General features: G+C 35.9%; 25 protein-coding genes. 15 read left to right on the top strand and 10 right to left on the bottom strand.

What is annotated here, in order from left to right:
• Positions 1–128 precede the first annotated feature (128 nt).
• The 7 genes from K319_RS21385 to K319_RS21190 form a co-directional block, all read right to left on the bottom strand.
• Entirely contained in the window at positions 129–284 is a 156-nt protein-coding gene (locus K319_RS21385; protein ID WP_074232947.1) for a DUF4295 family protein, read from the bottom strand.
• 19 nt (positions 285–303) lie between these two features.
• Positions 304–486 (bottom strand): 50S ribosomal protein L33, encoded by a 183-nt coding sequence (gene rpmG, locus K319_RS0117225; protein ID WP_027384735.1) that lies wholly within the window; start codon positions 484–486, stop codon positions 304–306.
• Positions 486–734, bottom strand: coding sequence for a 50S ribosomal protein L28 (gene rpmB / locus K319_RS0117220; protein ID WP_027384734.1), 249 nt, complete (start codon positions 732–734; stop codon positions 486–488). The genes rpmG and rpmB overlap by 1 nt, the downstream gene beginning before the upstream one ends.
• Positions 735–889: 155 nt before the next feature.
• Positions 890–1,240, bottom strand: a complete 351-nt coding sequence (locus K319_RS0117215; protein WP_034672029.1) for an arsenate reductase family protein — start codon at positions 1,238–1,240, stop codon at positions 890–892.
• A gap of 75 nt (positions 1,241–1,315) precedes the next feature.
• On the bottom strand, positions 1,316–1,930 hold the full coding sequence (locus K319_RS0117210; RefSeq protein WP_027384732.1) for a deoxynucleoside kinase: 615 nt from the start codon (positions 1,928–1,930) through the stop codon (positions 1,316–1,318).
• Between the two features lie 85 nt (positions 1,931–2,015).
• Complete coding sequence (locus K319_RS0117205; RefSeq protein WP_027384731.1) at positions 2,016–2,771, bottom strand: hypothetical protein; 756 nt, start codon at positions 2,769–2,771, stop codon at positions 2,016–2,018.
• Complete coding sequence (locus tag K319_RS21190; RefSeq protein WP_051230774.1) at positions 2,768–3,415, bottom strand: DUF6759 domain-containing protein; 648 nt, start codon at positions 3,413–3,415, stop codon at positions 2,768–2,770. Before K319_RS21190 ends, K319_RS0117205 begins: the two co-directional genes overlap by 4 nt.
• A gap of 239 nt (positions 3,416–3,654) precedes the next feature.
• Here K319_RS21190 and tsf point away from each other — a divergent pair, with 239 nt between their 5' ends.
• The 7 genes from tsf to K319_RS21180 all read left to right on the top strand — a co-directional run bounded on the left by tsf (position 3,655) and on the right by K319_RS21180 (position 16,298).
• Positions 3,655–4,482 carry a translation elongation factor Ts gene (gene tsf / locus K319_RS0117195; RefSeq protein ID WP_027384730.1) on the top strand — a complete coding sequence of 276 codons (828 nt, stop codon included), beginning with the start codon at positions 3,655–3,657 and terminating at the stop codon, positions 4,480–4,482.
• 100 nt (positions 4,483–4,582) lie between these two features.
• A complete protein-coding gene (locus tag K319_RS0117190) occupies positions 4,583–6,952 on the top strand; it encodes a T9SS C-terminal target domain-containing protein (protein WP_027384729.1) in 2,370 nt (789 codons plus the stop codon).
• 58 nt (positions 6,953–7,010) lie between these two features.
• Positions 7,011–11,288 carry a T9SS type B sorting domain-containing protein gene (locus K319_RS21185; RefSeq protein ID WP_051230773.1) on the top strand — a complete coding sequence of 1,426 codons (4,278 nt, stop codon included), beginning with the start codon at positions 7,011–7,013 and terminating at the stop codon, positions 11,286–11,288.
• Between the two features lie 116 nt (positions 11,289–11,404).
• A complete protein-coding gene (locus tag K319_RS0117180) occupies positions 11,405–14,113 on the top strand; it encodes a T9SS C-terminal target domain-containing protein (protein WP_027384728.1) in 2,709 nt (902 codons plus the stop codon).
• A 141-nt stretch (positions 14,114–14,254) separates the two neighbouring features.
• A complete protein-coding gene (locus K319_RS0117175) occupies positions 14,255–15,055 on the top strand; it encodes a hypothetical protein (RefSeq protein WP_027384727.1) in 801 nt (266 codons plus the stop codon).
• 108 nt (positions 15,056–15,163) lie between these two features.
• Entirely contained in the window at positions 15,164–15,850 is a 687-nt protein-coding gene (gene trmB, locus K319_RS0117170) for a tRNA (guanosine(46)-N7)-methyltransferase TrmB (RefSeq protein ID WP_027384726.1), read from the top strand.
• Entirely contained in the window at positions 15,843–16,298 is a 456-nt protein-coding gene (locus K319_RS21180; RefSeq protein ID WP_027384725.1) for a DUF6759 domain-containing protein, read from the top strand. The genes trmB and K319_RS21180 overlap by 8 nt, the downstream gene beginning before the upstream one ends.
• Positions 16,299–16,351: 53 nt before the next feature.
• Here K319_RS21180 and K319_RS0117160 read toward each other — a convergent pair whose 3' ends face one another.
• Positions 16,352–17,368, bottom strand: coding sequence for a glutaminyl-peptide cyclotransferase (locus K319_RS0117160; RefSeq protein ID WP_027384724.1), 1,017 nt, complete (start codon positions 17,366–17,368; stop codon positions 16,352–16,354).
• 153 nt (positions 17,369–17,521) lie between these two features.
• Here K319_RS0117160 and K319_RS0117155 point away from each other — a divergent pair, with 153 nt between their 5' ends.
• From K319_RS0117155 to K319_RS0117145, 3 genes are read left to right on the top strand one after another with little or no spacing between them, the layout of a single operon-like run.
• Complete coding sequence (locus K319_RS0117155; protein WP_027384723.1) at positions 17,522–18,016, top strand: dihydrofolate reductase; 495 nt, start codon at positions 17,522–17,524, stop codon at positions 18,014–18,016.
• A gap of 44 nt (positions 18,017–18,060) precedes the next feature.
• Positions 18,061–18,675 carry a recombination mediator RecR gene (gene recR, locus K319_RS0117150; RefSeq protein ID WP_027384722.1) on the top strand — a complete coding sequence of 205 codons (615 nt, stop codon included), beginning with the start codon at positions 18,061–18,063 and terminating at the stop codon, positions 18,673–18,675.
• A complete protein-coding gene (locus K319_RS0117145) occupies positions 18,672–19,505 on the top strand; it encodes a glycosyltransferase family 2 protein (RefSeq protein WP_027384721.1) in 834 nt (277 codons plus the stop codon). Before recR ends, K319_RS0117145 begins: the two co-directional genes overlap by 4 nt.
• Here the strand turns inward: K319_RS0117145 and K319_RS0117140 are convergent.
• Together K319_RS0117140 and K319_RS0117135 are read right to left on the bottom strand one after the other, a co-directional pair.
• Complete coding sequence (locus K319_RS0117140) at positions 19,495–20,016, bottom strand: hypothetical protein (RefSeq protein WP_027384720.1); 522 nt, start codon at positions 20,014–20,016, stop codon at positions 19,495–19,497. The two genes, K319_RS0117145 and K319_RS0117140, sit on opposite strands and share 11 nt — an antisense overlap.
• Positions 20,017–20,050: 34 nt before the next feature.
• Positions 20,051–21,382, bottom strand: coding sequence for an aspartyl protease family protein (locus tag K319_RS0117135; protein ID WP_027384719.1), 1,332 nt, complete (start codon positions 21,380–21,382; stop codon positions 20,051–20,053).
• A gap of 178 nt (positions 21,383–21,560) precedes the next feature.
• On the opposite strand from K319_RS0117135, the gene K319_RS0117130 reads away from it, so the two are divergent.
• The 5 genes from K319_RS0117130 (at position 21,561) to dapB (ending at position 25,663) form a co-directional block, all read left to right on the top strand.
• Positions 21,561–22,391, top strand: a complete 831-nt coding sequence (locus K319_RS0117130) for an energy transducer TonB (RefSeq protein WP_034672027.1) — start codon at positions 21,561–21,563, stop codon at positions 22,389–22,391.
• Positions 22,392–22,579: 188 nt separating this feature from the next.
• Positions 22,580–23,353: a ParA family protein gene (locus tag K319_RS0117125; protein WP_027384717.1), complete on the top strand. Its 774-nt coding sequence runs from the start codon at positions 22,580–22,582 to the stop codon at positions 23,351–23,353.
• A 58-nt stretch (positions 23,354–23,411) separates the two neighbouring features.
• On the top strand, positions 23,412–24,302 hold the full coding sequence (locus K319_RS0117120; protein WP_027384716.1) for a ParB/RepB/Spo0J family partition protein: 891 nt from the start codon (positions 23,412–23,414) through the stop codon (positions 24,300–24,302).
• Complete coding sequence (locus K319_RS0117115) at positions 24,303–24,932, top strand: DUF5683 domain-containing protein (RefSeq protein WP_027384715.1); 630 nt, start codon at positions 24,303–24,305, stop codon at positions 24,930–24,932.
• A 32-nt stretch (positions 24,933–24,964) separates the two neighbouring features.
• Positions 24,965–25,663, top strand: coding sequence for a 4-hydroxy-tetrahydrodipicolinate reductase (gene dapB, locus K319_RS0117110; RefSeq protein WP_027384714.1), 699 nt, complete (start codon positions 24,965–24,967; stop codon positions 25,661–25,663).
• The last annotated feature ends 36 nt before the right edge of the window (positions 25,664–25,699 follow it).

Raw genomic sequence — 25,699 nt, 5'->3', positions numbered from 1 at the left:
TTGATCAATAGCAATTGATAATTTATTTTTCAGATTCGACTTTTTCGAATCTGGATTTATTTAAAACAAATATAACAAAAAAACTACCCTGGAAAAGAGTAGTTTCTATATTGTATTCGGGTGATGAATTATTTTTTCAAAAATCCTTCAACTTCGTCAGCGTTCATTACTTTTTCTTCAAAAACGTAAGCATCTGATTTAGATGACTTCACCATTTTGATTACTTTTGTCATTTTTTTTGAACCAGCTCCACCTTGAAGTGTTGCTACTACTTTCTTTGCCATTGTAAAATATTTTTATAAATTACTTAATTTCTTTGTGAACAGTATATTTCTTAAGAACTGGATTGAATTTTTTAAGCTCCAATCTTTCTGTGGTGTTCTTTTTATTTTTTGTAGTAATGTATCTTGACATTCCTGCTACTCCGCTTTCTTTGTGCTCAGTACATTCTAGAATTACCTGAACTCTGTTACCTTTTTTAGCCATTACTTAGTAGTGTTTTTAATAAATCCGTTTCTAGCAGCTCTTTCAAGCGCTTCCTCTATACCAATCTTATTGATAACTCTAAGTCCGTGGGCAGAAACTTTAAGAGTTACTGATTTTTCTTGCTCCGGAAGATAAAATTTCTTCTCTAGCAAGTTAATTTCAAAACGTCTTTTCGTTTTGTTATTAGCGTGAGAAACATTGTTTCCTACCATTGCACGCTTACCTGTTATTTGGCAAATTCTTGACATATCTCGATGTTCTTTTGACTAATGAATATTTGAGAGTGCAAAATAACGGATTATTTTCCGGATAGCCAAATTATTTTAAAAATAATTAATAAAAAACGAACGTGAAATATTTGATAATTAATATCTCACGTTCGTTCTTGTTATTATAGATAGATTTAGTTTTCTATAAAGAATTTTACATTCTCCAAAGGATTTCCGGGCATCGCTATCTTACCTTTTATAAGGATAGGGCATTGTATCAGTTCGGGATTCATGGCAATTACCTTCAGGGCTTGTTCATCGTCTATGGATTCTGATTCTGAAAAATATTTTTTAAAAAGTTCAGTAGAATGCCTTAAGATTCTGCTTGGATTTTTATTAAGTTTTTTAAATAATGTTCTTAATTCGAACAAACTTAACGGGTCTTTGTTGATATCAATGATCTGAAACTTGACATCATTCTCGTCCAGATATTCCAAAATGGCCTTGGACTTCGGACAACTGTTGTTATGAATTACTTTTATCATGATCGTGCTGCGTAAAATTATAACTTTGGCGAATTTTAATTTTGAGATCTGTCCAATTATTTCGCCAAAAATAATTTAAAACAAACCATTCAGCTCTGCATCAATTCTTTCCAATATATAACCGAAATCTTCTGGTTTTTCTACAAAATCCAAATTGTCAACATCTATAATAAGGAGTTTACCTTCTTTATAGTTTTCTATCCAGTGTTGATATTTGTTATTCAGCTTCGACAGGTAATCTATACTGATCCCAGCCTCATATTCCCTTCCTCTTTTGGAGATTTGCCTTACTAGGGTAGGGACATCTGCTCTAAGGTAAATTAGCAGATCTGGTGCCGAAACGAAGTCTTTCATCAGTTTGAAAACTGATAAATAATTGTTAAAATCACGTTCGGAAAGCAAATTCATTTCTGCAAGATTTTCAGCAAAGATGTGTGCATCTTCGTAGATCGTCCTGTCCTGGATCACGTTCTTGCCACTCTCGCGGATCTCTTTTACCTGTCGGAATCTGCTTCCCAGGAAGTAGATCTGCAAAGCGAAACTCCATTTTGACATGTCACCATAGAAATCATCCAAATAAGGATTGTGATCAACATCTTCAAATTGTGCTTCCCAATTGTAATGCTTTGAAAGCATTGTGGTTAGCGTTGTTTTTCCGGCTCCGATATTTCCAGTGACAGCAATATGCATTCTTTGTTATAATTGATGAGTTATAATTGATAAATGATAATATTGATAAATCGAAACTATAAAATCCTGTATGATTTATCGACTATCAATTATTTTTGTAAAGATAAAGCTTGTCTTTTATGAGTGCCAAAAATCCGGAGTTATTTTTATCCACAATTTTTGCGTTCTGATTTTGGAAGATTTCGGATAAGGATATTCCGTCAAATTTTTTGATGCTGTGGGCTTCAAATATCAAAATGTCATCATTGGCCCGGCGGAGTTTTCTCGGATTGGGAATGTTTGCCGAATAGAGCAAAGAGGCTTTTGTATTATAGACTTCAAATGTGTTTTCCTGTAGGATATATATCTTATTATTATATACCAGAAAATCTAGGAGCGACTGAAGGTTGATATTAAAAGGAAAGGAATTGATGACTGAATTGCTTCTGAAATTATATTGAACCAGGGTTTTGTTGCTGTCATCTATCAACCAGACAAATTGAAGATCTTCAGAATAAACGGCTTTTATGAATCCAAAATTGTTGTTGAGACTTATTTTTTGGATTTCGTTCAGATTCTGGTCCAGAAACTTGATTTCCTGTACATTTTCCGAAAACATGACAATATTGAGAGGATTGGCGACGCTTTGGATCTTGTATGGGAAAGTCATCATGACTTTCCCGAGCTGTTTGCCGGTCGTGTCGTATTTTGTCAGGCTTAGGTCCTTCTTTTTATATAAATAGATATTCCCATAATCATCTCCTAAAAGTTCAGCCGCGTCTCTAAGTTGTAGGGAATCTAAACCTATTGTTTTCTGTGAGAAAAGAAATAATGGAAATAATAAGAGTAATAATGACCTCAATTGGATTGTTTTGTAGAATTAAGAGTAATGATAATGTCTTTGGTTATAGCCTTGTTTTGATTGTATATGGCGTCACAAATGGAAGTTGACAGGTTGTAGCTGCCTTTATCCACAAGAATGTAATTCTGCCCGTTGGAGGGGACTGTAAGGTTATAGAACTTTTTTCCGCTGATTTTTACCACAAGATTACAGGCTGATTTGTTCACTATTTGGACGATGGCTTCTTTTTTATTCGGGTTGTTATTAAAAAGACTTGTGAGTAGTGCTGCCGTGTTTTTTGCTTGTTGAGAGGGTTCTACTTTTGTGTTTGGCCCTTTCACTTTTTCAGGGGTTTCTGTTTTTGTTATTGTAGTTTTTGTTGGTTCAGGGGTGTTGGGGTCTTCTGTAGTTCCTATCTTGGAAGTTTTCTCAATTTTCTTTTCAGTCATTTGAGTAATGGTTGGCTTTGCTGCCTGGTCGGTACCCAGGTATCTTAAGGTCAAGGCTCTTTTTTTCAGTTCGGGAACAGCCGGGTGTTTGGGGTTATCTCGGATGAATTTTTCAACGATCCCCCGGTCTTTAGTACTTTTTGCCTCAAAGACGCTTACTTGTGAAAATGTACAAATGGAAACCAAAAAGAATAAAAGTAAAAATATCTTCTTCATTATATTTAAAGGACTAATTTTATTACGAACGTAAAAATAGGTCAAATCTTATAATATCCGTTAAGAATTTTGATTAAATAAATGTTAGGTTTTGATTAATTTGCGAAAATTACTGATAGTATCTTATTTTTAACTAAGAACACAAGGATGTATTATTTTTTTATAAAAATCACTATATTTGCACGCTGAAAAACATGAAGGAGGAAAATCAAAAATCAAATATAAAAATAATCAATATTATGTCTTACACACCAGTAGCTGCAGACGTAGCAAAGTTAAGAAACACCACAGGTGCAGGAATGATGGACTGCAAAAAAGCTCTAGTAGAAGCTGAAGGAGATTTCGAAAAAGCAATTGATATCCTTAGAAAAAAAGGACAGAAAGTAGCTGCTAACAGAGCGGACAGAGATTCTTCTGAAGGTGCGGTTATCGCAAGAGTGAACGAGGATAATACTTTAGGAGTTATTATTTCTTTGAACTGTGAAACTGATTTCGTTGCTAAAAACGAAGCTTTCATCGAGTTGGCTTATGAGTTAGCTGAGATGGCGATCTTTGCTGCTACTAAAGAAGAATTATTGGCTACAGATTTCCACGGACTTACTGTTGCTGACAAATTGATCGAGCAGACAGGTGTTATCGGTGAGAAGATCGAGATCGGTGCATTCGAAAGAATCGAAGGTCCTTTCTTAGGAGCTTATATCCATGCTGGAAACAAGATCGCTGCGATCACTTCTCTTTCTGCAAAAGTAGACGGAGCTGATGAAGCTGCAAAAGCTGTTTCTATGCAGGTTGCTGCAATGAATCCGATCGCACTGGACGAGAATGCAGTTTCTCAGGAAACTATCGATAAAGAATTAGAGATCGAAAGACATAAATTGACTGAAGAAGGTAAGCCTGCAAACATCATCGATAATATCCTGAAAGGTAAAATGCAGAGATTCTACAAAGATAATACCTTGGTACACCAGGATTTCATCAAAGATTCAAGCCTATCAGTTGCTAACTATGTAAAATCTGTAAATGCAGATCTTAAAGTGACAGGCTTCATCAGAGTCGCTCTTTCTTAATCCGGACTTTAATTAAAATATTTAAAATCCTGCTAAAATTTTTAGCGGGATTTTTTGTTTGGGATTTTAAGAGTAAATTTGTAGCCTTTTATTATCTTAAATGAAATATTCTATTTTTTCATATAAACTTTTTTTTATTCTGCTGTTGGTGTTTGGTTTTGCTAAAGCGCAATTTATTACAGTTGATAACAGCACATACTCCGATTATCAATTGGTAGCGGATAAATTCATTGGTACTCAAAATTTGAGCTGCGTTTCTATATCTAACGTAAAGGTTTCTGGTGGAAATATTGGTGGTAGTAATTCTAGTTACGGATTTTTTACGAAAGGAACAAGTTCATTTCCAATGAATGAGGGAATTATCTTGTCTACAGGCAGTGTTTTAGCTGCACCTGGACCAAAAGGAGCAATACAGGATGTTTCAGCATCCGGATGGATAGGTGATCCGGATTTAGCAGACGCATTAAGATTGCCTGTTTCGGATCTTACTAACGCCACAGTTTTGGAATTTGATTTTTCATCTACGCTTAGTGATAAAGTTAGTTTTCGATATATGTTCCTTTCTGAGGAATATTACACGGGAAATTACAGTTACAGCGATGCGTTTGCATTTCTCATCAAGGAAGCGGGAAGTACAGACCCATATACCAATATCGCCTTAGTTCCCGGAACCAATGATCCCGTTTCAGTAACCACTATAAATGATATTACTAATGATAAATATTTTGGTGGTTTTATTGGAATTGACAATCCTTCTGCAAGTGCTACCAATTTCAACGGACAAACCAAGATTCTGACAGCAGTCGCCGATATAAAACCCGGTACAAATTATCATATCAAATTAGTAATAGCGGATGAAAAAAATTACAGATACGATTCTGCTGTGTTTTTGGAAGCTGGTAGTTTTACAGGAAATATAGACCTTTTACCTGCTATAGAGACAGATGACTCAGCCATTATTTGTGATAGTACTTTGGGTATTGAATTAAAACCAAAAAATTTGATTAGTGATTTGGGAGCAACATATAAATGGACAGAAGATAGTAATCCCGGTGTTGTATTATCATCTAATCCTACTTATCCTACAAATGCCCCAGGAAATTATAGGTTAGAAGTAAAATTGAGTAGTGGTTGTACGCTCGCTGGCAATATTAGAGTTGAAAATGCACCGGTCGCAATCATTGATAATTCTCCGATAATGATTTGTGATGATGACTTTGATGGTAAATATATAGAGAAATTGTCGAAGTTTACGAATCAGATTGTGACTAATTTTAACAGAGATTTCAAAGTTGAATATTATACACAAGCCGGAACACAGATTAATCCTGACAATAATTTTGAATTTACACAGAATCCTCAGGATATTACGGTTAAAGTTGGCGCGTTTAGTTGTGCGCCGGATTCTTATCAGATATCGTTTTACCATGGTCAACCTCTTTCTATGAACTATCCACAAAATGTCACGCCGACTTTTGATATATGTGATGATGAGCTAGATGGATTCAAAGATGTGAATCTTGAAGCTATAGTAGATAGTGAAATGACCAATGTCATAGGAGCAACTAAAATGTTTTACAAAACAGAAGCCGAAGCTAAAAAGGGAGATCCTTCTACTGTTGCCAATATTAATCCAAAACTTACTCCAACTAATTCGGATGTGACCTATTATGTAAGGATAGAAAATTCCGCAGTAGGTTCTTGTCCTAATTATGGATCGTTCAGGCTTTTGTTCAAACAACCGAAAAAATCTACAGTTTTAAAAGATACCTTGATATGCCCGAGAACAACGGTGGACTTAGATGCCGGAACAGGGATTGACTCGAGTTCTCTAGCTGGATTTACTTCTTATAAATGGTATAAAGAGTCCGAACCGCTGATAATCCTCAGCAACAACCAAACTGCTGAAAAAATTTCTGTTGGTAATTACATTGTAGAACTCGGATTTAACAATTGTGTTTATAAGCAATCTGTAAAAGTTTCAGAACCGGCGGATCTAGTAATAGATAATATTTTGATAGAAGGAAATAATGCGACTGTACTTGTTTCGAATGGTCTTCCGCCATATCAGTATAGTCTGGACGGGCAGTCCTATCAGCCTGGCAATGTTTTCGAAAATATTCCAAAAGGTGACCATACTATAGAGGTAATGGATGCTTGCGGTTCCATAGCAAGAGATTTTTCTGTCATTAATGTTAAAAATATCATCACACCTAATGGTGATGGGAAAAATGATACGATCGATTATTCTGATCTGATGACAAAATCGGAACCCAGATTGGAGATTTATGATAGAAATGGAATCTTGGTTTTCAAAGGAAATCCTGAGAATCAATACATCTGGAACGGAAAACTAAATGGAAAACCTTTACCTACAACGTCCTATTGGTATATCCTGGAATGGAATGAGGCCGGAAATCCCAAACGTGCACAACATACAGGCTGGATTCTTCTGAAAAATAGAAATTAATTGTGTTGAAATAATAAATTGCTTTTTTTACATTTGTAATAATATCCTAATTATTATAATGAAGAAAGTTTTACAAATTTTAATATTTCTTATATTCTCGATAAAATCCTTTGCGCAATTAGATACAGAACATTGGTTTGCACCGATGGTTGATAGAACAGGAAATCCAAACTCAGTACAAAGGATTTATATGTCCACAAATGAAACTACCCCTTTCAAAGTGGAAGTTTATAGTAATAATGTAATAGTTGGTACTGTCACGATCAGTAAAAATGATCCACAGTATTATCAGATTTCCAATAGAAGCTCAATCATTGTAAGTCCGATATTTTCTAATCCTTCATTAGATCTTTTTAAGCCGGTAAATAAAGGCATATATCTTAAAGGGGAAAAGTATTTCTATGCGAGTTTGAGGTTTTCGGTCTCACAACATGCGGAGATTCTCACTTCTAAGGGAACTGCAGGTATAGGCACCGATTTTAGAGTAGCAATGGCTCCTATCGCGGTGTATAATAATATTCTGAATTTTATGACCAGCGTCATGGCTACAGAGAATAATACAACTGTTACAGTCTCTGGTTTCGACCCAAACCTTAAGTTTTCGGATGGTGTCAGCAGGACACAATTTAATTTCACTCTCAATAAAGGACAATCTTATATCATTGATGGTATAGGAGATCAATCTGAAAATTTTAAAGGATTTATAGGAGCAAAGATTAAGGCTGATAAACCAATTTCGGTTACGAATGGTAACTTCAACGGTCAATATGCAGGAGATTACCCAAGTGCATCAGATATATTGATGGATCAGGCTGTCCCGGAAGATAGATTAGGCAAAACATTTGTCTTGGTTAAAGGAAATGGTGCCAATAGCTATGTGGATGGCTCTAAGACTACAATGGAAAAAGCCATTATTGTTGCGGTAAAAGACAATACGGAGATCTATCTTAATGATGATACGATGCCTGCAAAGATTTTACAAACTGGTGAATTTTTTGAAACACCACCAGATAGTTACAGAGATCAAGGTTCTGGACATTATAATTTATACATTTCTTCCAATAATAATATTTATGTCTATCAGCTTTTAGCAGGAATAGAATTTGGTAATCCACCTTATAATGGCAATGGTCAGGCTACGGGAGGATTCAACTATATTCCGCCTTTGAGTTGCTATCTTCCAAATAAGATAGATGAGATCGGGCTCATCAATGAAAATAGAGTTTATATTTCAAGTGTTGGCTATCGAAATCAGATCCCTACCAAAATCAATATCATTACAGAGCGAGGCGCCACTGTAGATGTCAAAAGTAATGGGACTTCTCTGGTTTTGAATACAAGTAATGGTCCCTTTGATGTGACTGGTAATAATCAATGGGTGACATATTCTGTTCCTAATATTACAGGTAATGTTGCCGTTTTTTCTAGTAAAGCGGTAACAGCAGGTATATCCGCAGGAGACGATGCAGTGGGTTATGGTGGCTATTTTGCAGGATTCTCTTACTTGCCGGCAATCATCAGAAAAGAGGGAGAATGTGTCCCGGATGTAATTTTACAGTTGGCGGAAGGTTTTGATTTCTATCAATGGATGAAAAAAAACCAAACTACTGGTTTGTTCGAGGATATAGCCGGTGCCAATACTAATTTATATAAACCTTTGGAAGCTGGTTATTATAAAGCAAGGGTAAAACAAGGTTCTTGCGCAGAGGTTAGTACAACTGAATTCAAATTCTTAAGTTGTTTGAGCTATACAGCACAATTTTATCAGACATGTGATAACCTGACACTTACTCCAAAACTAACGTTAGGAAATCAGGGCGTTGTGGGTTCTTCTATAGATATTGTAAAACAGCCGACAAAAGGAACTGTATCAATTGATCATGCAGCTAAAACAATTACTTACAAAGCCAATCCTAATGTGGCAGGTCCAGATTCTTTTCGATACAAATTTATTGGTGATGATCCTGCTACACCAGAGTCAGAAGAAGTTCTGGTAAATATTGACATCAAAAATATTATTGCCAATGATGTTATTTTGAAGGGTTGTAAAGTAAGCAATACAGTTGCACAATTCGATCTCACAAAAGCGAATGTAACTCAAGATGGTTCTGTGACAAAGACTTTTTATAAAGATCAAAATAATGCTGATAACGATACAGGACTTAATACAATTGCAACGACAGATCTGGCCAACTACCAATCTTCAGAAGGAATTGTTTATGTTCGTTTAAAGAATGGTTTTTGTCCTAAAACTGTAAAAATTGAACTGAAATTTGCGCCAATCCCGGACATTATTAGTAATGTTTATGAAGGTTGTGATTTGGATTTTAAAGGTGTAAAGGTGAAGCTGGATCAATTAGCAGGTCAATTGTTAAAAGATCCGGTTTATTTTACTAATAATAAATTCTACCTCAATTCAGCAGCAACAGCCGGAACAGAACTTCCCAATGATTTTACATATTCTGCAGATACAACAGTTTATATGGTTGTTATCTCGCCAGATGGATGTACTCCGGTTAAATTCACTGTCAATTTGAAAGTGGGAGCCAGGCTACCTTTAACAAAAACCACAGCTCCTTATATTTTATGTGACCCAAATCTGGATGATTCTGAGAATGTCGATCTTAATAATTATAGAAATTTGTTTTTATCGACTGCAGATGTGAGTGATACTTCTATTAACACTTATTTCTATTTGACTCTGGATAATGCACAAAAAGATATTGATAGGTTGCCTAATGGCAATGTAACGATAACAAAGGATGTCAATTACTATTATAGATTTGAAAAAGTAGGAATTTGTCCTAATGTAGGGTCTTTATCAATTAAATATACAAAAGGCTTCGCATCGACTACAATACCGGCGAAAGTGACCATTTGCGAAAATGCTACAAAACAAATAGATGCAGGAACTGCACACAATAAATATCAATGGATCGATGAAAATGACCCGACAAATATTATCCCCTCAATACAAAAAGTCACACTTCCGCCGGGTAAATATCATGTGATTCTAACATCGCCTGAGGGATGTGATTATAAACAGTCTTTTGAAATTGTAGCTTACCCGATAGCGATTCTGGATGTTTCGAAATTTAATGCAACTAGCTGTGATGACAAATTCCAAAATCAAATTACGGTCAAATTTTCGACCCAGGTTACACCTGTGATTTTACAGAATTCGTTTCCTGGCATGAAAGTACAATATTATCGGACCGCATCTTACGCTGACACAGATCTGATCTCAACAGATAACTTTACCTATTCAACAGATACCAGAGTCTATGTCAAGGTAAGTTCTGATTACTGTACTGATGTTAGGTCTTTTATCGATTTCAGAATAGGAGATAAAGTTCCTTTGACAGAATCATACAAATCCGCCGAAGTTTGCGATGATGATTTTGATAGTAAAAAATTAGTGCAAAATCTTAATGATTTTATTAAGCTTTTTACAGCTGACCCAAGTGTTACGGCTAAATTTTATATCCATAAAATAGATGCTCAAAATAATGCGGCCAATAATATATCTGAAGTTGATGTTAATATTCAGCAGCTTCTTTATGTCCGTTTTTCTAATGCTGTAGATTGCCCTAATCTGGGAGAATTACTAATAAAGATTAAACTTCCTTCAAAATCTACTGAATTAGCTGACAAAACAATTTGTCAGGAGGATACAACGTATTTGGATGCCGGTACAGGTTTTAAATATGAATGGTATAGAGAATCGGATCCGGGAACTATGATTGGTGATTCACAGAGAATAGATGATTTAGGAGTAGGAAAATACTTTGTAATACTGACAGCGCCAAACAACTGTCCATATAAACAAAGCGTCGAAATAAAAGCCGCAGAATTGCCAACTATCGAATCAATAGAAATAAATGGTAGTACAGTGAAAATAAATGCAACAGGAGGTGTTAAGCCTTATAAATATGCAATAGATAATGGGAATTATCAGGACTCAAATGTTTTTACAGATATTTCACCGGGATTACACAAAGCCTATGTGATTTCTGCTGATGATTGCGACCCTGTTGAAAAAGAATTTTCTGTAATAAAGATTTATAATCTTGTCACGCCAAATGGTGATGGGATAAATGATGTTCTGGATATGTCAAACCTTGATTTTAAAAAGAATGCCAAATTCCAGATTTTTGACAGAGAAGGTAGAAAGCTATTCGAGGGAGATGCTTCCAATCACTATATTTGGGATGGACAACAAAATGGGAAGCCTTTACCAAGTTCCAGTTATTGGTATATAGTGGAGTGGCAGGATTTTGAAAATTCTCCACCGGTAAAATATACAGGCTGGGTCTTATTGAAGAATAGAACCTAGATTCTATTGATAAATAGATCTCTTTTTTTACATTTGTAATACTTTCGATTATAACCATGAAGAAAATATTACAAATCTTACTCTTTTGCCTATTATCCATAAAAATATCTGCCCAGATGGATACCGAGCATTGGTTTGCGCCGATGTTTGATACATATATTGTTTTGAACCCTGATTATGACAATAGCTTGAATGGGGATTTTTTGTATCTCTCAACAGATTCTGTTGATGATTTCGAGGTCGTTATATATTCAGGAGAAGTTGAGTTGGATAGAATGACCATACGCAAAGGTAATCCCAAGTATATAAAATTACCACCAAATGTAATTACTACTACAAATCCTTCGGACACTTTTTTATCGGCAAAAAAAGGCTTGCATCTTGTTGGCAGTAGAAAGTTCTTAGCAAATCTAAGACTTTTGAGAGGCCCGCATGCTGAGATTATTAATTCCAAAGGATTCGCAGGACTGGGAACGGATTTTTTTGGGACAATGACTCCTCTTGCTACTATACCTATTTATGGGATCCTTAGTCAAAATACTCAGATTAATATATTAGCAACAGAAAATAATACCTCTGTGAAGATAAGTGGATATGATCCCAATATTTTATTCCTTAATAATACGCAAAGCCCGGAATTGAATATAAAGCTTAATAAAGGTGAGTCTTATATGGCCGTTGTGCCATATAGAATAGTTGATCATCTTAATGTGTTAGTGGATGATCCCTATGAGAACTATTTTGGACTGGTCGGGGCAAATATTCATTCTGATAAGCCCATTAGTGTTACGAATGGTAATTTCAATGGTAATTATATAAATAGATATAGCGGTAGTGATATTCTGATGGATCAGGCGATTCCAACAAATCGTTTGGGTAGAGAATATGTTATAGCAAAAGGAAATGGTGCTTTGGATGTACCTGGGGGCGGAGGCCTCGACATGGAACGTGTCATTGTAATGGCAATCAAAGATGATACTAAAGTAACAGTTAATGATAGCCCAACTGTTTATATGCTTAATAAAGGACAGTATAAAATTTTATATGCTTCTTCCTTTTATAAAAATCAAGGTAACGGCGTTTATAACATGTATGTCAAAAGTACAGAAGACGTCTATGTTTATCAACTTTTGGCGGGTACGAACGATGTTGGTTATCAATTTGCTTCTGGTGGGATGAATATGGTTCCTGCTCTCAATTGTTTGTTGCCAAATCAAATTGTAGAATTGCCCGAAGTAAACCAGATGGGAATTAGAGATGATTTTAATACTAATATAAACATCATTACAAAAAGCGGAGCACAGGTAACAATGAATGGAGAATCGCTGAATGGTTTATATGGGCCTTACCCTGTTTCTGGAACTTCTGAATGGGTTCTCTTTTCAAAGAAAAATGTAAAAGGCAATGTTTCCATATATTCTACAAAGGCTGTTACAGCAGGTCTGGCTGGTGGCAATCAAGCTGTTGGTTACGGAGGCTTTTTTGGTGGTTTTAGCTCGATTCCCCAAATTACCAAAACGGGGACTTGTGCTATCGGTGTAAAATTGCAGGTTGATGATGGATACAATTTTTACGAATGGTATCATAACGGTCTGTTGATAACGTCTGGGGCGGATTCATTTTTGATAGATCCTGAAAATTATGGTTCGGGTAGCTATTATTGTAAAATTTCCAAATCAGATTGTGGGTCTTTTTCGACTGATCCCTATATTTATACCAAATGTCCAGAGTTTACATTGAAAAGTTTTGATACGGGCAATTGTAAAACCGTTGAAATTCCTGTGGCTTTTTCTTCAGACCCTCTAAAGTCAATTGATTGGGATACTGTAATTGTTACACAGCAACCGGAGGGAGGAGCTGTTGATTATGATAGATCTTCTCACAAAATAATTTTTGATCCGGATAATACAGATCTAAAAACTGTAAAATTCAAATATTATTTTGAAGCTACCGGTGCTTATCCTGATTCAGAAGATGTTACAGTTACTGTGAATATTGCACATATTGATCTGACAAATATGGAAGATGTGCAATGTGTTGGTTTTGACGGAAAAGGAATCTATAATTTAAAGGCTATTTTTGAAAAAACCGTTAACCAGGATTCAACATATAATAAATATGAATATTTTGAAGATTCTTCATTAACTCAAAAAATTCCGGAGGTTAATTTAACCAATCCCTATTATCAAGTGGAAAGTTATAGATCTGAACCGGGGAAAACTGTTTACGTAAAAGTTATGAATATCTACGGTTGTGATAATAAAAGTAAACCTGCGGAAATTGTGCTCAAAACTTTTGAATTGCCTGTGATCAATACTATAGACGTGAAAGATAGTACTTCTGTTACTATAAGTGTGTCCAAAGGAAATTCTCCATATCTGTATTATATCAAAAAAAATGGTGCGCTGGATTTTCTTCCTGCCGATTCGGATTATAGTTCGTCCAGTACACTCCCGATCAAAGAGGGTAAAGGTTCTTATACAGTATATGTGAAATCTGTGGATAATTGCTATCCGGTAACGAAGGTATTCTTGGTTGTCGGGATTTCAAATACCATTACGCCAAATGATGATGGTAAAAACGATACAATAGATATGTCGATGATATCGGACAAAATTAATCCGAAATTTCAGATTTTTGACAGAAACGGCAGAAAAGTATTTGAAGGTTCTACCGCCAATAATTATATATGGACAGGTAAGGAGAACGGAGTGTCTATTTCCACAGGGACTTATTGGTATTTCCTACAATGGCAGGATTTCGAAAACGCAGAGCCAGATATTATAAAAGGCTGGATTCATCTTAAAAATCGAAGTTCAGAGTAAATTTTTTAACAGTTCTTTTCTTATAAAGTCTTTAATTCTAATTACTTAACAAAAAGCTGATAAAGTTTAATAAAATTTTAACCTTATCAGCTTTTTTTTGTAATGGTTCTGCATGTATTTCTCTATAAATTTGCCGACAATATGAAGAAGATATTTACAATTTTAACATTGTTTTGCATGGCCTGTGTTTATGGGCAATTCCTAAATGGTGAAATTTATATCAGGGACAAGTCCAGTCTTTATCTCAATCAGGTCTATGTGACCAATGTGAATGAGCATAAAAGTGTTGTTGCGAATTATAATGGCGAGTTCCACATCAATGCAAAAGAAGGTGATATTATTAGATTTACTTCTATAGCCACAGAAAGAAAAGACCTTGAGGTTACAAAAGAAATGCTGGAAAGGAACAAGACTTTTGTAGAATTACAGATTGCTTATTACGAGATACAGGAAGTTATTCTAAGCTCTTTTCGTCCTACAGGTAATCTGAGAAGAGATGTAGCTATGTTGAAATCTTCAGAGAAAGCATTCGAACTAAAGAAAATGATAGGGCTGCCGGAACCGAAAGGCGACGGGACATCGCCCGATATTCCTGTATTGTCATTCGATCAGGGACTGAGTTTCAGTATCAATAGTATTTTCGATTTGATATCGGGAGAGAAGAAAAAGAAGGAACGATATTATCAATATGAAAAGATGAGCAAGCATATCAAGGATCTGCAAAATTATTATGGTGATGATTACTTTGTCAAAATGAAAATACCAAAGGAGTTGATCCCTAATTTTCTGCAGTTCGTTTACAGCTCGGATAACATTACCGTTTTTCTAGAATCGGATAATTATGAAGCAGCCAAGATATATATAGAGAAGTATCTGCCGATATATCTTAAGAGATTACAAAACTCACACCTGATGCAGGTGGTGGGGACTGAAATTAAATAATAAAATATTTTTTATATAAATTGTCAAATAATAATGAATTATTTTTCTGTAAATCATTAAAATTATTTATTTTTATTGCGTTTTTAAAATTGGAAAGAAGACTTATAAATGGGAAAAGGAAAAAACAAACTTGCTAGATTCGAAGAAAACAGGCTTTTAACTAATGTAATTCAACCGACAAGGGAACAGGCCATCAATGATTTTGAACACAAAGGAAAGTGGCACGAGTTTTTTGGAAATAGCAATCCTATTGTTTTAGAACTTGGATGTGGTAAAGGCGAGTATTCTGTCGGTTTGGCAAAATCTTTTCCGGATAAGAATTTCATCGGAGTAGATATTAAAGGAGCCAGATTTTGGTTCGGTGCAAAAGAAGCGATTGAGAAAGGTCTTAACAATGTAGCTTTTCTTAGAACTCAGATAGAGCTTATAGATAACGTGTTTGCAGAGAATGAGGTGTCAGAGATTTGGATCACATTTCCAGACCCACAGATCAAATACAGGAGAACCAAGCACAGGCTTACGAATCCTGAATTTTTGGATAGGTATGAACGTATTTTGAAAAAAGACGGTGTGATCCACTTGAAGACAGATTCAGAGTATCTTCACGGTTATACTTTGGGATTGTTGCAAGGTTTGGGTCATGAGGTTCTGACTGCGCATCACGATATTTACGGTGCGCCGGAATATCAGCCGGACACGCCGCTTCTCAGAGATGTGAGAACCTATTATGAGGAACTGTTTTCTTCCAAAGGAAAAACGATAACTTATATAAAATTTAAATTGAAAGATGAATAAACTGATCTTGCTTATTTTGGGTAGTTGCTTAATGAGTTGTGCAACCAGTTCTGTTTCTCCTATTTTGAGGAAAAACTCAGAAGTGTCATTGAAGATAGACCAATTTAAGCCAAGTCAGGAAAAATTAAGCATAGAGAATAAAGCGGTCACTTTGCTCAATCAGCTTTTCAATTCTGATGAATCCAATAAAAATATGGTCTTGATCATCAATAACGATTCTGACTGTGATTTTACGATGAATATTGCCGGGGCTAAAAATTATAGTTTGCCTGTTGGTTCCAAAAAAGCAGAGAGTATTATTCTGGAGCAAGGTGATTATGAGTTGACTTCCGAGGTGTGTAATGGCGCTTATAAGACAAAAAAGACTTTTGCGGAAAATACGCAATTGAATATAAAATATACTTTCGTGAAAAATGAACCCAAGCCGACTGAACCGGTGATTCAATAAAAAAAATACCTTCCAAAAATCTTGGAAGGTATTTTTTTTATTGAACTTAGAAATTATTTTACGATGATCTCATAGATCTTGCTCCAGTTTTTTCCTGTGATCAGCATATTTTCGCCCTTGAAAGCGATTCCGTTCAAGACATCGTCATTTCCAGATGTGTTCTGTTTGGCGATATTGCTAAGGTCGATAATTCCGGTAACTTCTCCATTTGCTGGATTGATCTGAAGAATGATCGGCTTCTGCCAAACGTTCGCATAAAGAGATCCGTTATGATATTCCAGCTCATTGATCTGGTCATAACCTTCTTTATCACTTGCTACGGCAATTGTTCTCAACACTTTTGAAGGATTCTCGGAGTCAAGGAAATAGACTGTTTTGGTCCCATCGGAAACGATTAGGCTTTTACCATCATTCGTCATTCCCCAACCTTCTGCAATTTCCTCAGGATAATCGAATTCTTTTATGAGTTTCATGTTCATATCATATACCATTCCTTTTTTTGATCGGTAGGTCAGTTGATAGATCTTGTCTCCGAAAACAGTAATTCCCTCAGAGAAAATATTACTCGGCTGTGCAACTTCCAGGAGTGGTGTTCTGCTTCCCAAGGTATATTTCATCAGTTTTGATTTTCCTTCTAGACCCACACTTTCATAAACGATATCTCCGTGGATTTCAAAACCTTCTGTGAAATTATCTGCATCATGCGGATATTGATTCACGATCTCGTAAGGGATTGACCGTGCTTTGGCCTTTGCAAAAACATTGATGGTTGCATCTTGTTGTAAAACTTCTCCGCTTTTGGTCTTGAGATTGAAAGTAACGTCATTTTCTCCTAAAGTGAAAAAGTTCGGGTCGATAGCTAGATTACTGGTTTCTTTGTCACCATAACTTATAGTAATGGCCTCTGCGTAATCCAAAACATCTTGTGGCAATTGCAATTTGTCTCCAAAATGATAACCTTTGCTTTGTGAGGCAATATTATGGTCGTTCAAAGAATTCAATATGTCTTTGTCCTTATTGCAGCTTGCAAGTATCAATAATGCGAAGCAAGTGATGAAGATCTTTTTCATTTAAAAGTTGCTGTTTTATTTCCAAATTATGATTTCATAATCCTTTTGGAAAGGTTGATTATTTATGAATAATGCCCAAAAATACGAAATTATGAAAACTAAGGTCTCATAAATTTTTCTTAATTAAGCAGAATAATGTAGATTTGTAATGTTATGACCACGATAATTGCAGCTATAGGAAAAAATAATACCCTAGGAAAAGACAATCAGTTACTTTGGCATCTTCCAAAAGATCTGAAACATTTTAAAGCTTTGACAGAGAATCATCCGGTGATCATGGGAAGGAAGACCTATGAGAGCATCGGGAAACCTCTCCCAAACCGTACCAATATTGTGGTAAGCAGAAAGGAGGATTGGTTTCAGGAGGGTGTGCTGATTGTTTCTACACTAAAAGAAGCTCTTAAATTCGCTAAAAAGATCAACGAAGATATTTTTATCATCGGCGGCGGCGAGATCTACAAACAGACCATGGAGTTTGCCGATAGGTTAGAGATCACACAGGTGGATGCAGAGGTCGAAGCAGATACTTTTTTTCCAACGATAAGTCCCAGGTTCTGGCAAAAAATAGAAGAGGTATGTCATGCCAAGGACGACAAAAACAATTATGACTTCTGCTTCCAGACCTACGAAAAAATTAATAAAGATTAAAGATCCTATCTCGGTTCTTATATCTAGAATCTTGTTTCTCAATAATGGATTATCCAAGTAAAGTATTATCAAAGGCAATAGAAGAGATTGCTGGCTTGCCGGGAATTGGTAGGCGGTCAGCACTTAGATTAGCATTGCATCTGCTTCGTCAACCGTCTTCCCAGGGTATTTCTTTGGGGGCGGCTATACAAGATCTCGTTACAGATATCAAATATTGCAAAGAATGTCATAATTTTTCTGATCAGGAGATCTGTGAAATTTGTAGTGATGATAAAAGGAATCCGGAATTACTTTGCGTGGTGGAAGATGTAAGAGACGTTATGGCGATTGAAAACACAGGAAAATATAAAGGACGATATCTGGTTTTGGGAGGAAAGATCTCTCCGATGGAAGGTATCGGTCCCAGTCAACTAAGAATTGATAGTTTAGAAAGAAAAATAAATTCTCATACAATAAAAGAGGTGATTTTTGCGTTAAGTTCCACAATGGAAGGAGAAACTACTGCCTATTACATATACAAAAAATTTAAAGATCACAACGTCGCATTTTCTAATATCGCCCGCGGAATAGCTGTAGGTGATGAGCTGGAATATGCCGATGAGATCTCTCTTGGCAGGTCCATTATCAATAGAACATCATATAACGAAGCCGGCTTATGAAACTGAGTGTTATTATTGTTCATTATCAAGTTGGTGGTCTTTTGAAAAACTGCATCCTTTCCATTCAAAAATATTTCCATGGTTTTGAATATGAGATCATTGTTGTAGATAATGCTTCGCCGGATACTAAATGGAAAGAGCTCATTACAGAATTTCCTGATGTGAAGTTTATCGAGTCAAAGGAAAATCTGGGCTTTTCAAAAGCGAATAATATTGGCGTGAAAGCAGCAAAAGGCGAATATGTCTATATCTTGAATCCTGACACGGAGATAGAAGGTAACTATTTTAAAGAGATATTGGATTTTGCTGATAGTCAAAAAAATATTGGTGCTATTGGACTTAGGATGCATAATGCCAAAGGTGAGTTCTTGCCGGAAAGTAAAAGGTCTGTTCCTGCCTTGATCAATTCTTTTGAGAAATTATTTACAAAACTTAGGGATGACTCCAAGACCTATTACAGAAACGATGTCGATGAGTTTGGGATTGCGGAAGTTGCTGTAATGACAGGTGCCAATCTTCTTATGAAAAAGTCTGTCTATGAGGAAGTTGGAGGTTTCGATGAACGTTATTTCATGTACGGGGAAGATATCGATCTTTGTTATACGATACTTAGAAAGGGTTACAGGAATTTCTATTATGGCAAATATTCTATTCTGCACTACAAAGGAGAAAGTACTGTTAAAAACCGGCTCTATCTCAAAAGATTTTTCGGAGCAATGGATATTTTTATTGGTAAATATTATAAAAAACAAAAGCCGTTTCAGTATCTGTTAATGAAGGTCGGTTTGAAATTCAAACATTTTATCGAAGCAAGAAAGATCAAAGATTAATTTTTCTCTCGGTATGAAAAGTAGATTCCTCAGCGAATTTCCTTAATTCTCCCATCTCATCCTTAGCTTTCAGTTGTCCAAATCTTGCAGCGGAATAAGTAAGACCGATTAATACCAAAACAGCAAAAGAGGCTGGTAATGCCCATGGATAATTATTGGAATTGATTTGTTTTTCCACATAATACAAAGTAAAAAATGTCATCCACGCTACTGTGAAAAGAAAATATAAGAACATGAAAAATGTCCAGACCGCAGGACTTGGTCCAAAAATTCCGCGTATGACTGTCGTATCATCTTCTTTTTCGATCCTTAATGCCAGATTGGGCTTCCAGTAGCTTTCTTCTTTGGTTTTTACAAAGATCGTTGCCACTTCTTTATTGATGTTTCCATAGAATTTGTCTTTATTATTGTCCAAATACTTTCTCAAATTAGACTCGTACTCTTCGAGGGAAAGGTCAGTGTAAAGTTTGAATCTCGGTCTGTTTCGTATGCTGTTTAATGTCTCGTTCATAAATGGTCATTTATCGATTATATTTTATCAATTCTCATTCCTCAATATATGGGATCGGGTCTTCCAGGGTAAAATCAATTTTCATGGGCGATCCGTTCCTTTTGATTTCCAGTTTTACTTTTTTGCTTACATTGGTTTTTAGGATAGCGTGTATTTTGCTCAATGTCATTTCTTTGGATGATTTATTGTCAATAGTGATCAGCTCGTCATTTTTCAAAATTCCTGCTTTTTGTGCCGGTGAATCTTTTCTGGTGCCGGAAACAATAAAGACGGGTTTTAATGTGAATTTGTATTGGAAATTATTACTGTTATCGATAACATTGATCTCGTTGCTTGCAGAATTCTTTTTTGCGGTTTGCACTTGCACCTGTTCTTTTTCCCATACCAGTCCGTCCTGCTTGATTTCCAGTCCGCTTCCGTCTATTAGAAAAGGGTCATTCAGATGTTGATTGGCTTTGAAATAGATTTTATTGCCAGAATAGTCGAAGATCACGGAAAATCGTCTTAGAATCTCTGAGCCAATAGAACCTTTTCTGTCTTTTACAAGCTTCAAATGCTGTATGGAGAATTCATCTGGCATAGAAGCTATTGGTTTGTCTAGTCTGAAATCTCCAATAGAAAGAGAATTGATACGACTACGTTTTCCGAAGATATCGCCGCTGAAACCGCGTCCCAAAAAATCATCAATATTCGGGCGGTTATAAATGAAATCCTTTATAAGTGTCGGGAATAACCAGACAGAATCTGTGTTTCCAAGGTCGAGTAGAAGTTTTGAACTTTGTTTTTCGTGTTTCATTTCCACGTCGGCAAACATGTAAGGTTTGTTCATCTCAACACTCATCGGGAATTCCGAATATCTTTTTACTCTTTTCGGAAATTTGGTGTTGTCTTTGTAGACCGTGATCGTTTTCTTCAGATAATTGATCTCAATCGGGTGATTCTTGAAAAAATAATAACCAATGATCCCGTTTACAGGAACTCCGATATCTTGAGATATGTTGAAATCTTCGTCCATAACGATAAAAACAGTGTGTGATCTGTCGACAAAATGTTCTCCGATCCTAATGTCATTTTTAATTGATTTCAAAGCTTCCACGCTTACCGTTTCGCCCAGGCCTTTGAAGGTGATCTTCTCAATATTTTTGAAATCGACTTCTTTATTTTCAAGACTGAAAAGCAAAGTTTCTGATATGCCGGAGTCTAACATGAAATTAAGTTCCACCCCATTTATTGTCATGGGAATGAAGATGAGGTTGTTGATCAGCTTGAATTTGATGACGGTCCTGTCAGTGTTTTCCAAAACAAAACCGTCCTGGGCGCAGATGCAGAAACTCCAAAGCAGGCATAAAAACAATTTAATTTTCATCACATCAAATTACATATTATTTTTTTACAAGTTTAATAAATTCTTTGGATTGAATTTTAAAATATTTATGTATTTCATAATTTGTTTGGTTTTTAAACTATAAAATGGAATGTTATTTGATATGTTTTCATTCAATTATAATATGTATTGATAATCGTTTAATTTTTATTTGTTAATTATGAAAAATCTATCAACTATCTTCGGGAAAGACAACTTGGACGAAATCGTTTTCTCCAATAGAAATAAAGCTTATGGCGCATATGCTCTTCGAAATGAATATTCTAATCAACTTACAAAAGCTCTATTCATAGGAACTGCTTTTATTGCATCGGTTTCTGTAATTCCGTTTTTAATTTCGGCGCTTAAATCTGATTCAATTGTTACAGAGCTCCCAACTTCTGGCCCGATAATTTTAAAAATTGTTGATCAACCAGATAAGCCCAAACCAACACCAACTTCACCAGTTCAGCAAAATATTAAAACAGTAGAAAATCCAGAATATAACCCGGTTCGTGAAGTGAGAAAAGAGAAACCGCTTCCAACAAAAAAAGATTTTGAAGGTGCTGCAATAGGAACAGAAACTAAGCCTGGAGAAGAGACAACAATTACAGTCGCTCCTCCAGCGACAATTCCAGGGCCACCAACTGTAGCTCCTTATAACCCTCCAGTCACGAAACCTGTTGAAGATCCTGACAAGCTGATAAATCAAAACGAAGCAGATGTGGCGGCAGATTTCAAAGGCGGAATTAATGCTTTTCGTCAAAAAGTAGCCCAAGGATTCGATACGGAAACTGTTAGTCAAGATGGAATGATTTCTGCCGTCATTACTTTTGTAGTAGAAAAAGATGGAAGTATTTCCAATTTGAAAGTTAATGGTTCTAATTCAGATTTCAACTCAGAAGCAGAAAGAGTAGTAAAGTCAATTAAAACAAAATGGACTCCGGCCCAATTGAAAGGGAAATCTGTTAGATCTTCATTCAGAATGCCGATTTCGATGAAGATTGAGTAGTTTGATAATCAATGGTATATTGATTTTAAATAATTCAGGACTTTATAATTATCCACATTTTCAAGGGAAATGTGGATAATTTTTTTGTTTACCAACTTGTTAATTAACAATACTTTAACGGATTGACGGGTTTTTCAAAACATTCTTAGTCCTAAAAAATTGTATTTTTGAGGATTAAATTAATATTTATGGGAAAAATCATTGGCGTTGCGAATCAGAAAGGAGGTGTTGGTAAGACGACAACTGCTGTTAATCTGGCATCGGCCTTAGGTGTTTTAGAAAAGAGAATTCTTTTGATAGATGCAGATCCACAGGCTAATGCAACTTCTGGTTTGGGTGTAGAGGAAGTTAATTTCTCTACTTATAATTTGCTGGAACACAGTGTGGAAGTTACCAAATGTATTCTGCCAACCAGTTCGCCAAACGTAGATATTATCCCTTCGCACATTGATTTGGTAGCAGCCGAGATAGAATTGGTGGACCGTGATAATCGAGAATATATGATGCGAGAGGCTCTGAGGCCGATTAAAGACCAATATGATTATATCATTATAGATTGTGCGCCAAGTTTAGGTTTGATCACGATCAATGCTTTGACTGCTGCTGATTCTGTTATTATTCCGATACAGTGCGAATATTTTGCATTGGAAGGTCTTGGTAAATTACTGAATACCATTAAAAATGTTCAGAAGATCCACAACCAGGATCTTGACATAGAAGGATTATTGCTGACGATGTACGATAGTCGTTTGAGATTGTCGAATCAGGTTGTCGAAGAAGTGAATTCCCATTTTCCGGAAATGGTCTTCGAAACAATTATCAGTAGAAATGTACGCCTTAGTGAAGCACCAAGTTTTGGAGAAAGTATCCTGAAATATGATGCGGAAAGCAAAGGTGCGATTCAGTATATTCAGCTGGCAGAGGAAGTACTTTTGAAGAACGAAAAATTAATTAAAAATTAAAATGATTTTTTGAAATAATATTTCATTGGTTATCATTTATTAATTATCATTTACAAGAATGAGAGATAAAACAAGAGCAATGGGACGCGGTTTGGGAGCAATCCTGAACGCTGAAAGCAAAACGAATATCAATTCCGCTTCCGATGAAGGCGCAAAGACATTGGTAGGCAATATTGTTGAAGTTCCAATTGAAGATATATACCCGAATCCCAATCAGCCAAGAACTTTTTTCGATGAAAAAGCACTTAACGATCTAGCGGAATCCATCAAAAGCTTGGGCATTATTCAACCTGTAACGCTTAGAAAAGATGGCGCAAAGTTCGAGATCATTTCCGGAGAAAGACGTTTCCGAGCTTCCAAAATTGCGGGATTAACATCTATCCCGGCCTATATCCGTTTGGTTAATGACCAGGAATTGCTGGAAATGGCTTTGGTAGAAAATATTCAGAGAGAAGACCTTGACCCTATTGAAGTTGCTTTGACCTATCAAAGACTTTTGGATGAGGTTGGAATGACCCAGGAAAATCTAAGCCAGCGTGTTGGAAAAGAAAGAAGTACCATTACCAATAGTGTCCGCCTTTTGAAATTGTCTCCGGATATCCAAAACGGGATCAGAAGCGGGCAGATCTCTGCTGGTCATGGTCGTGCAATAATGGGATTGGATTCTGATGAAAAACGCCAAACTTTGTTTGATAAAATCGTCAAGGATCAACTCAACGTAAGGCAATCTGAGCAGTTGGCCAGCCAGATGAAAAATTCTCAAGAAGCTGAAAAGTCTGTAAAACAGACGATTATTCCGAATCACGTGAAAAAAGCCCAGAAAAATCTAAGTAATATCCTTAATGTTAATGTCGAGATCAAGACTTCGGCAAACGGGAAAAAAGGAAAGATCGTTCTTGATTTTAAAAATGAAGAAGAGCTGGAAAGCATTCTTGCTCATATTAGATAAATGAAAAAAATACTTTCAATTTTCTTATTCTTTTCTTTTTGTTTTGCTCTTTCACAAGTGAATCGTAATGATACGATACGTGTGGAAAATCATCCTAAAGATAGTATACCTGCTGCTAAACCAATGGCAGAAGCCCAGATTTTAGGAGATATCGAAGATAAAAATGCACCTGCAAAAATTACCAAACTAAGTCCCACAAAAGCGGGTCTGTATTCTGCTGTACTACCGGGATTAGGACAATTCTACAATAAGAAATATTGGAAAATCCCTTTGGTTTGGGGCGCAGTCGGGACAGGAGTAGGTATTGCGCTTTGGAATGATAAGCAATACAAACGTTACCGGAATGCTTATGTAGCAGAACTCAATGGTCTTCCACATGAATTTTCTGATATTAATGGTATTACAAAAACAGTTTTGGGAAATGCTCAGGATAGGTCCAAAAGACAGCGCGATTATGCTATAGGGATAACCGCTTTGATCTATATTCTTAATATTGTGGATGCTGTTGTAGATGCTCATCTTTATGAAGGTCGCCATGATCCGGATCTGGCAATTATGCCAACTATGATTAACGATCAACTCGGAACTTCTTCTGCCAAAACTGGATTAAGTCTCAGTTTTAAATTCTAAAAAAAATATTCACATCAATTATAAAATTTAAAATGAAAATAGCATTAGTCGGTTACGGAAGAATGGGGAAGATCATCGATGATATCGCTCAAAACCGAGGTCACGAAGTAGTTGCAAGATTAAAAGAAACTCCAACTAAAGTATCCCTTAATAATGCAGATGTTGTAATCGAATTCTCAAATCCTGAAGCCGCTTTTGAAAATATCAAAGTTTGTCTAGAAAATAACATTCCTGTAATCTGTGGAACGACTGGTTGGTTGGATAAAAAACCAGAAATTGAAAAAATCACATTAAATAATAACAGCGCATTTTTATATGGTTCTAATTTCAGTTTAGGAGTCAATTTATTTTTTGCTCTCAACGAAAAATTGGCCAAATTAATGAGCAATGTCAACGAATATACTTGCCAGCTAGAAGAGATTCATCACATTCATAAACTGGATGCGCCGAGCGGAACTGCTATTTCAATCGCGGAAGGAATTATTGAAAATTCCAAATACGAAGCCTGGAAACTGGATGAAACCAAAGATAACGAACTAGGAATATTTGCTATTCGTGAAAACGAAGTTCCGGGAACTCACAGTGTTTTTTACAGATCGGAAGTGGACGAGATAGAAATAAAACATACAGCCTTCAACAGAAACGGATTTGCTCTTGGGGCTGTCATTGCTTCTGAGTGGATTGTTGATAAGAAAGGTGTTTTCTCTATGAAAGATGTTTTAGGTTTGTAAAAAAACTGTAACAAAAACTAGACATCAAAAACTAAT

This window comes from Epilithonimonas caeni DSM 17710 (assembly GCF_000426465.1).
GTDB classification, from domain to species: domain Bacteria; phylum Bacteroidota; class Bacteroidia; order Flavobacteriales; family Weeksellaceae; genus Epilithonimonas; species Epilithonimonas caeni.
This window is presented reverse-complemented; position numbering and strand designations above follow the sequence as displayed.

Bases quoted from the DNA above. Each gene is read 5' to 3' on its own strand.
- K319_RS21385 (WP_074232947.1), bottom strand. From the start codon at position 284: ATGGCAAAGAAAGTAGTAGCAACACTTCAAGGTGGAGCTGGTTCAAAA.
- rpmG (WP_027384735.1), bottom strand. From the start codon at position 486: ATGGCTAAAAAAGGTAACAGAGTTCAGGTAATTCTAGAATGTACTGAG.
- rpmB (WP_027384734.1), bottom strand. From the start codon at position 734: ATGTCAAGAATTTGCCAAATAACAGGTAAGCGTGCAATGGTAGGAAAC.
- K319_RS0117215 (WP_034672029.1), bottom strand. From the start codon at position 1,240: ATGATAAAAGTAATTCATAACAACAGTTGTCCGAAGTCCAAGGCCATT.
- K319_RS0117210 (WP_027384732.1), bottom strand. From the start codon at position 1,930: ATGCATATTGCTGTCACTGGAAATATCGGAGCCGGAAAAACAACGCTA.
- K319_RS21190 (WP_051230774.1), bottom strand. From the start codon at position 3,415: ATGAAGAAGATATTTTTACTTTTATTCTTTTTGGTTTCCATTTGTACA.
- tsf (WP_027384730.1), top strand. From the start codon at position 3,655: ATGTCTTACACACCAGTAGCTGCAGACGTAGCAAAGTTAAGAAACACC.
- K319_RS0117190 (WP_027384729.1), top strand. From the start codon at position 4,583: ATGAAATATTCTATTTTTTCATATAAACTTTTTTTTATTCTGCTGTTG.
- K319_RS21185 (WP_051230773.1), top strand. From the start codon at position 7,011: ATGAAGAAAGTTTTACAAATTTTAATATTTCTTATATTCTCGATAAAA.
- K319_RS0117180 (WP_027384728.1), top strand. From the start codon at position 11,405: ATGGATACCGAGCATTGGTTTGCGCCGATGTTTGATACATATATTGTT.
- K319_RS0117175 (WP_027384727.1), top strand. From the start codon at position 14,255: ATGAAGAAGATATTTACAATTTTAACATTGTTTTGCATGGCCTGTGTT.
- trmB (WP_027384726.1), top strand. From the start codon at position 15,164: ATGGGAAAAGGAAAAAACAAACTTGCTAGATTCGAAGAAAACAGGCTT.
- K319_RS21180 (WP_027384725.1), top strand. From the start codon at position 15,843: ATGAATAAACTGATCTTGCTTATTTTGGGTAGTTGCTTAATGAGTTGT.
- K319_RS0117160 (WP_027384724.1), bottom strand. From the start codon at position 17,368: ATGAAAAAGATCTTCATCACTTGCTTCGCATTATTGATACTTGCAAGC.
- K319_RS0117155 (WP_027384723.1), top strand. From the start codon at position 17,522: ATGACCACGATAATTGCAGCTATAGGAAAAAATAATACCCTAGGAAAA.
- recR (WP_027384722.1), top strand. From the start codon at position 18,061: ATGGATTATCCAAGTAAAGTATTATCAAAGGCAATAGAAGAGATTGCT.
- K319_RS0117145 (WP_027384721.1), top strand. From the start codon at position 18,672: ATGAAACTGAGTGTTATTATTGTTCATTATCAAGTTGGTGGTCTTTTG.
- K319_RS0117140 (WP_027384720.1), bottom strand. From the start codon at position 20,016: ATGAACGAGACATTAAACAGCATACGAAACAGACCGAGATTCAAACTT.
- K319_RS0117135 (WP_027384719.1), bottom strand. From the start codon at position 21,382: ATGAAAATTAAATTGTTTTTATGCCTGCTTTGGAGTTTCTGCATCTGC.
- K319_RS0117130 (WP_034672027.1), top strand. From the start codon at position 21,561: ATGAAAAATCTATCAACTATCTTCGGGAAAGACAACTTGGACGAAATC.
- K319_RS0117125 (WP_027384717.1), top strand. From the start codon at position 22,580: ATGGGAAAAATCATTGGCGTTGCGAATCAGAAAGGAGGTGTTGGTAAG.
- K319_RS0117120 (WP_027384716.1), top strand. From the start codon at position 23,412: ATGAGAGATAAAACAAGAGCAATGGGACGCGGTTTGGGAGCAATCCTG.
- K319_RS0117115 (WP_027384715.1), top strand. From the start codon at position 24,303: ATGAAAAAAATACTTTCAATTTTCTTATTCTTTTCTTTTTGTTTTGCT.
- dapB (WP_027384714.1), top strand. From the start codon at position 24,965: ATGAAAATAGCATTAGTCGGTTACGGAAGAATGGGGAAGATCATCGAT.